The organism is Streptomyces sp. NPDC056347, from assembly GCF_042262625.1.
Lineage (GTDB): Bacteria > Actinomycetota > Actinomycetes > Streptomycetales > Streptomycetaceae > Streptomyces.
Genome location: NZ_JBHJQP010000277.1, coordinates 1 through 6,508, shown reverse-complemented (window position 1 = coordinate 6,508; position 6,508 = coordinate 1). Strand labels below are relative to the sequence as shown.

8 protein-coding genes are annotated in these 6,508 nt (G+C 71.9%); 2 read left to right on the top strand and 6 right to left on the bottom strand.

All coding sequences use genetic code 11. The features are described 5' to 3' along the window. Positions 1 to 95: 95 nt before the first annotated feature. The 5 genes from ACFCV8_RS35045 to afsQ1 all read right to left on the bottom strand — a co-directional run bounded on the left by ACFCV8_RS35045 (position 96) and on the right by afsQ1 (position 4,051). A complete protein-coding gene (locus ACFCV8_RS35045) occupies positions 96 to 299 on the bottom strand; it encodes a PspC domain-containing protein (protein ID WP_376689563.1) in 204 nt (67 codons plus the stop codon). A gap of 120 nt (positions 300 to 419) precedes the next feature. Beyond that, the gene (locus tag ACFCV8_RS35040; RefSeq protein WP_376689562.1) at positions 420 to 968 is read right to left on the bottom strand and encodes a VanZ family protein; all 549 of its coding nucleotides are present in this window, start codon (positions 966 to 968) and stop codon (positions 420 to 422) included. Between the two features lie 187 nt (positions 969 to 1,155). Then, positions 1,156 to 1,842, bottom strand: coding sequence for a hypothetical protein (locus ACFCV8_RS35035; protein WP_376689561.1), 687 nt, complete (start codon positions 1,840 to 1,842; stop codon positions 1,156 to 1,158). After that, the gene (locus tag ACFCV8_RS35030) at positions 1,839 to 3,377 is read right to left on the bottom strand and encodes an ATP-binding protein (protein ID WP_376689560.1); all 1,539 of its coding nucleotides are present in this window, start codon (positions 3,375 to 3,377) and stop codon (positions 1,839 to 1,841) included. Before ACFCV8_RS35030 ends, ACFCV8_RS35035 begins: the two co-directional genes overlap by 4 nt. Then, entirely contained in the window at positions 3,374 to 4,051 is a 678-nt protein-coding gene (afsQ1, locus tag ACFCV8_RS35025) for a two-component system response regulator AfsQ1 (RefSeq protein WP_198677140.1), read from the bottom strand. Before afsQ1 ends, ACFCV8_RS35030 begins: the two co-directional genes overlap by 4 nt. A 203-nt stretch (positions 4,052 to 4,254) precedes the next feature. On the opposite strand from afsQ1, the gene ACFCV8_RS35020 reads away from it, so the two are divergent. Continuing rightward, entirely contained in the window at positions 4,255 to 5,028 is a 774-nt protein-coding gene (locus ACFCV8_RS35020) for a SigE family RNA polymerase sigma factor (protein ID WP_376689559.1), read from the top strand. A gap of 215 nt (positions 5,029 to 5,243) precedes the next feature. On the opposite strand, the gene ACFCV8_RS35015 is transcribed toward ACFCV8_RS35020, so the two are convergent. Continuing rightward, positions 5,244 to 5,951 carry a uridine kinase gene (locus tag ACFCV8_RS35015; RefSeq protein WP_376689558.1) on the bottom strand — a complete coding sequence of 236 codons (708 nt, stop codon included), beginning with the start codon at positions 5,949 to 5,951 and terminating at the stop codon, positions 5,244 to 5,246. A gap of 63 nt (positions 5,952 to 6,014) precedes the next feature. Between ACFCV8_RS35015 and ACFCV8_RS35010 the strand changes: the two genes are divergently transcribed. After that, positions 6,015 to 6,443 carry a hypothetical protein gene (locus tag ACFCV8_RS35010; protein WP_376689557.1) on the top strand — a complete coding sequence of 143 codons (429 nt, stop codon included), beginning with the start codon at positions 6,015 to 6,017 and terminating at the stop codon, positions 6,441 to 6,443. The last annotated feature ends 65 nt before the right edge of the window (positions 6,444 to 6,508 follow it).

Genomic DNA, 6,508 nt, shown 5'->3' with positions numbered 1-6,508 from the left:
CACCAGGACCTGGTGGCCGCCCCACGGGCGTATGCGTCGGAAGGCGGATCAACCGGAAGGGACCAGCCGGAGGGACCCGTCGGAGGGTCAGGGGGTCACCAGTCGGTGGCCGGCTTCGTGCCCTCCGCGGGGAACAGCAGCCACAGCGCCAGGTAGAGCAGGAACTGCGGCCCCGGCAGCAGGCACGAGACCAGGAAGATGACGCGCATCGTTCCCGCGGAGGTGCCGAAGCGCCGTGCCAGCGCCGCGCACACTCCGCCGATCATGCGTCCCTCGTGGGGGCGTACAAGTCCGGCCATGGTGGGCTCCTTCGCGAAACCGTTGCTGGAATCCGTTGCCGGAATCCGTTGCGGGGGAGCCGTTCTGCCGTGCTCCCATTGACTCCATGGTCTCCGGAACACGGGGGGCAAAGCGTCGCTCTACGGGGCGATTCCGACCCTGGGAATCGTCGGGGTGGCACCCTGAGCGGCCTCGTCCCTGGGGTGGGGGAGAGCTCCGACCCGTCCCTGCTTCCGGCGGCGCAGCCGCGCCCGGCACATGGGGACGACGAGCAGATGGGCACCGGCCACGCCGACGGTGTTCAGCAGCAGCGAGTCGACGTCGACGACCTGGCCGGGCACGCCGGTCTGGGCCAGCTCGATGAGCGTGGAGATCAGCGTTCCCGCCGCGACGGTACGGGCCAGCGAGGCCCACGGGGAGACGGTGAGCCGGCCTCCGGCCATCGGCAGCAGGACGCCCAGCGGGGCGAGGAGCAGCAGCCCCTCGCCGATCCGGCGGGCGGCCTCGACCGGGCCGAGGGCCAGATCGGCCCGGATTCCGGCGAAGAGTCGGAGATTCGAGGCGGTCGCCCAGGGCACGTCCAGCGGGCGCAGGGTCAGCCACCCGACCAGCAGCAGATGCGCGAGGAGCAGGCATACTCCGGCCGCGCGGAAGCGGATGACGGTCTGACCGTCCGAACCTTGACGCACGCCCCCCAAGACGCGACGGGCGGCGGAATCGGTTCCGCCGCCTCTCGATCCGCACGTCCGGATACGGTAACGAGAACCCGGGCCCCGAAGCCGGTCACCGCACCAGCCCGGAGCTGGTCACCGCACCAGCCCGGCGTCGCTCACCGGACCAGCCGCGTACCGCTCACCGCACCAATCCCCGAGCCGGTCACCGCACCAGCCCCGTGCCGGTCCCCGTACCGGTCTCAGCGCCGTTCACCGTGCCGTTCACCGGGGCCGGGACCGTCACCGTGCTCGGGACCGCGCTGGGGCGCGCCTTCATCTCCGAGGTGCACAGATAGCCCCGCGCCGGGTACCCCCCGGGTCCGCCCAGCACCACCGTGCCCCGCGGGGCGAGCGTGTCGTTCTCCGCGTAGGTGCACACGATCTGGGCCAGCGCGTCGGACGGGAGGTTCTCCGGCTGCTCGCTGAGCCGCAGGGTGTCCTTGCGGTCGCCGTGGCGGGCCGGGCCGATCCGCAGGCCCTTCGGGACGCTCGTGGCGTACCCGGCCCGGCGTTCCTCGGCGTCCGGCTCGCGGCGCAGCTCGTCCAGGAGCGCCCGCGCCAACGGGACCCGGTCCTGTGCGGACGCGTCGGCGGACACCGCACGGTCCACCGTGACCAGCTGCGAGGAGCAGACCAGGTAGATCTCCACCGGCACGCTCCGGAGCGACTGCGTGGTGACGCTGTCCGCCGGTACGGTGCACGGCACCTGGGACGGTGCGGCCCCGGCGTCCACCGGGACCGTGGTGGACCTGATCCCGCAGCCGGTGACCAGTGCGGCCCCGGCCAGGACCCCGGCCAGCGCGAGAGCCCCGCGGCGCCGCCCCCGGCGCCCGTTGCTGCTGCCCGTCATGTGGTCTCGTCCCCCTCGTCCCGGTCCCCGGCGTCGTCCCCGTCGGCGGTACGGGTCAGCCGCTCGGCGTCGCGCGGCAGCCGCAGCACGAACACCGCGCCGTCACCGTCCGGAGAGTTGGCGGCCGTGATGTCGCCGCCGTGGATGTGCGCGTTCTCCATGGCGATCGACAGGCCGAGCCCGCTGCCTTCGGAACGCGGCCGGGAGGCGCTCGCCTTGTAGAACCGGTCGAATACGTGCGGCAGGACGTCCTCGGGGATGCCCGGACCGTGGTCCCGGACCTCGATGACCAGCTCCTCGCCCTCCGTCCGCACCGCGACCCGCACCGGCGAGCCGCCGTGCTTGAGCGCGTTGCCGATCAGGTTCGCCAGGATCACGTCGAGGCGGCGCGGGTCGAGGCGGACCATCATGCCGCGCTCGGCGTCCAGGTCCACCGCGTCCAGCCAGGCGCGGGCGTCGATGCAGGCGGTGACCTGGTCGGCGACATCGACCGTGTCGAGGACCAGCCGGGCCGTACCCGCGTCGAAGCGGGTGACCTCCATCAGGTTCTCCACCAGGTCGTTGAGCCGACGGGTCTCGCTGACCACCAGGTGCACCGCGGGCGCGATCATGGGGTCGAGGCCGTCCGCCTCGTCCTCCAGCACCTCGGTGACGGCGGTCAGCGCGGTGAGCGGGGTGCGCAGTTCGTGCGACATGTCGGCGACGAACCGGCGGCTCGCCTCGTCCCGCGCGCTCATGTCCGCGACCCGCTTCTCCAGCGAACCCGCGGTGCGGTTGAACGTACGGGAGAGATCGGCCAGTTCGTCCGTGCCGGACACCACGAGCCGGGTGTCGAGCTTGCCCTCGCCGAGCTTGCGGGCGGCGTCGCCGAGCCGTCGCACCGGGCGCAGCACGGTGGTCGCCGCCGCCTGCGCGAGCAGCGCCGAACCGATCAGGGCCAGTGCGGTGGCGATGCCCAGGGACCAGGCGAGCGAGTTGAGGTCCTGCCGCTCCTGGTCCAGCGACTTCAGCATGTAGCCGGTCGGTCCCCCGCCGATGATCCTCGTGCCGCCCACCAGGTACGGGGTGCCGTTGATGCTGGTGCGCTGCCAGAACAGGTGGTACTCGTACTTGTTGCCCGAGCCCACCGGCTGCTTCTTGCCCACCGCCTTCTGGAGCGAGGGCGGCACGTTGTCGAGCGTGAAGGTGTCCAGGTCGGAGTTGCCGACGATCGGCTTGCCGGTGTCGCGTTCGTCGACCAGCAGCACGCTGTACCCCGGCGAGCTGCTCGCCATCTGCACGGCGGCGTTCTGCAGGTCGTCCCGGGTGGGGCGGATCGGCAGCGTGGCCGCCCGGCTCTGCATCTCCTGGCGGAAGTCCCCGAGCGCGGAGTCCTGCGTACGGGTCAGCACCGCCTCGCGGTTCAGCCAGTACGCGATTCCCGACGCGGACACCGCGGCGGTCAGCGCCACCAGACCGAACACCACGGCCAGCCGCAGCCGCAGGCTCGTCCAGCGGAGCCCGGTGAGAAGTCTCCGTATGGGGGCAGCGGTCACTGGGGCGAGTCCAGCCGGTAGCCCACACCCCGGACGGTACGGATCAGCGTCGGGGAGGACGGCACGTCCTCCACCTTGGCGCGCAGCCGCTGCACACACGCGTCCACCAGCCGGGAGTCACCGAGGTAGTCGTGCTCCCAGACCAGCCGCAGCAGCTGCTGCCGGGACAGCGCCTGGCCCGGCCTGCGGCTCAGCTCCAGCAGGAGGCGCAGCTCGGTCGGCGTGAGCTGGAGGTCCTCCCCGTTCTTCGTCACGGTCATCGCGGAACGGTCGATCACCACGTTCCCGAACGCCGCGGAGTCGGTGGACTCGCGCTCGCCGCGGCGCAGTACCGCGCGGATCCGGGCGTCGAGCACCCGGCCCTGCACGGGTTTGACCACGTAGTCGTCGGCGCCGGACTCCAGTCCGACCACGACGTCGATGTCGTCGCTGCGCGCGGTCAGCAGGATGATCGGCAGTTGGTCGGTGCGGCGGATGCGCCGGCACACCTCGAAACCGTCGATACCGGGCAGCATCACATCCAGCACGATCAGGTCCGGCCGCTGCTCGCGCAGCAGTTTCAGGCCGTCCTCTCCCGTCGCCGCGGTGGCCACACGGTGGCCCTGGCGTGACAGCGAGAGTTCGAGGGCCGTGCGGATGGCGTCGTCGTCCTCGATCAGCAACAGGAAAGGCACGCTGGTCATTCTGACCCATGGCAGAGCCCCAGTTCGACAGTTGGCCCTTACTCGTGCGTCTTCCCACGCGTCACCCGCGTCCCGGATACGGGTGCGGGGGTGCCTGTGACAGCTCTGTGACAGTCGGCGGACAGCGTCATGAAACTGCCGGGCCAAGCTCATTGGCACAGGAACGGACGGACTCCACCGATAGGGGGCGCGAGATGAACGCAACTCACAGCATCACCGCAAGCGCAGTTGTCACGCGTCTCCACGATGTCGGCAGGAGCGCCGAGAAGTCCGGTGCCGCGGGCGTGCGGGGGTGCGTGCGCGGCACCGGGCGTCAGCACACGTCGTACATGACGGTGATCGACGCTCCTGCGGGGGGAAACCGGGGGGAGACCGGGGGGAACGACGGAGGCGGCGCGTACGGGGAGGGCTCGGGGGAGCGGACGGCCCCGGCGCGGGCCGAGGACGCCGAAGCGGCGTTCACGGCCTACGTCCGGGAGCGCCGTGCCTCCCTGTACGCGACCGCCTACCACCTGACCGGTGACCGGTTCGAGGCCGAGGACCTGCTGCAGAGCGCGCTGTTCTCGACGTACCGGGCCTGGGACCGGATCAGCGACAAGGCCGCGGTCGGCGGCTATCTGCGCCGCACCATGACGAACCTGCACATCAGCGCCTGGCGCAGGCGCAAGCTGAACGAGTACCCGACCGAGGAGCTGCCGGAGACGGCGGGCGACACGGACGCGATGCGCGGCACGGAACTGCGCGCCGTGCTCTGGCAGGCGCTGGCGCGACTGCCCGAACTCCAGCGCACGATGCTGGTCCTGCGGTACTACGAGGGCCGCACCGACCCGGAGATCGCGTCCATCCTCGACATCAGTGTCGGCACGGTGAAGTCGAGCATCTGGCGGTCGCTCCGCCGGCTGCGCGAGGACGAGGTCCTCAGCTTCGGCCGTGACCAGGAGGAGTCCTTCGGCGAGCTGGTGGCCTGAGGCTGGGGGGAAACGGGGGAAACGGGGGAACAGGGGGGAACCACGGGGGACGCCGCTTCGGGGGAGGCGGCGGAGTACGGGGAAAAGCAGCGGGGTCGGACGGGCTGGGGGGCCTGTCCGACCCCGTCGGCCTGTCGGCGCACCGGTATGCCGGCGCGTCGGCAGGCACGCATGTGCGCGGCCCGGGGGCCGCGCACCGTCCCGTCGCTACGCCACTACGCCGATTCCCGGGTCGCGGAGGCCCGTCGGCAGCGTCCGGCCGCCGCCGCGGCGAGCCGCCCCAGGGCTTCTTCCTTGTCGCACGGGTACGCGCCCAGCGCCGCCTGCCTGGCCACGATCCGCCGCTCCGCCCGCATCAGCCGCCACCCGCGCCTCAGCAGGAACGGCACCGACTTGCGGCCCTCGCGTAGATCCCGCATCAGGCGGCGGCGGAACGTCGTCGTCGGGCGGCCGCGCAGACAGAGCGCGTCGGCGAGCACGCCCAGCTCCTGGCACCGCTCGACGATGTCCGCCGCGAATATCCCCTCGGCGACGAACAGCGGCGTGCGGTCGATGTGCAGGGTCTCCCGGCCGGTCCGGGAGCTGGTGGAGATGTCGTAGACCGGGACGTCCGTGCGCCCCGTACGGCACAGGTCCACGATCGCGGACACCGCCGCGTCCGAGTCCCAGGACTGCGCGGAGTCCCAGTCGATGTCCGTGCTGTCGGGGACGAGCGGCAGCGTGGGGTCGTCGCCCTCCTTGTAGAAGTCGTCCAGGCGCAGCACCGGCAGGTCGGTACGGGCGGCGAGGGATGACTTGCCGGAGCCGGAAGGGCCGGCGAGCAGCACCACGCGGGTCGGGGTCGGTTGGGCATTCACAGAACACGAGTGTGAGGCATTGACCCGGGCAGGGGATCCCCCGGTGCCTGTGTTGGTATCCAGCATCACACCTCACTTACTCTACGCACTCAGGTGATTACTCGATCGTCTCGATCAGGTGGGAATTCCATGGCACGTCACGCACTTTCCAGGTCCCGTCGTCGCGCCCTGCTGAGGGCAGGTCTGACCGTCACGGCGGTGGGCGCCGCGCTAGGCGCGGGGGGTGCGGCGGCCCAGGCGGCGACGCCCGCCCCCGTGCCGGCCGTGGGCACCGAGAGCGGCTCCGGCCTCGGTACGGACGCCGACGCGGCCCTGGGCGCGACCACCGGCGCGCTCGGGGTGGCACTCAAGTACGGCATCGCCCCGGTGACGCATCTGCGGCTCGACCCGCTGGCCGGTACGGGCACCGACCCGCTGACCAACGGGCTGGAGACGCAGGTCGCCGACTTCAAGCCGCTCTCCACGACCGCCCTGACCGACCCGCTGACCAGCGGCGGGGCGCTGAAGGACCTGCCGCTGGTGGGGCCGTTGGCGGAGGGGCTGCGCGGCGGCCTCTAGGCGGGGACCCGGATCGGGGCCCTGGTCGGGACCCGGACCCGAAGCGGCCCGCTCCCCCGGTGGAC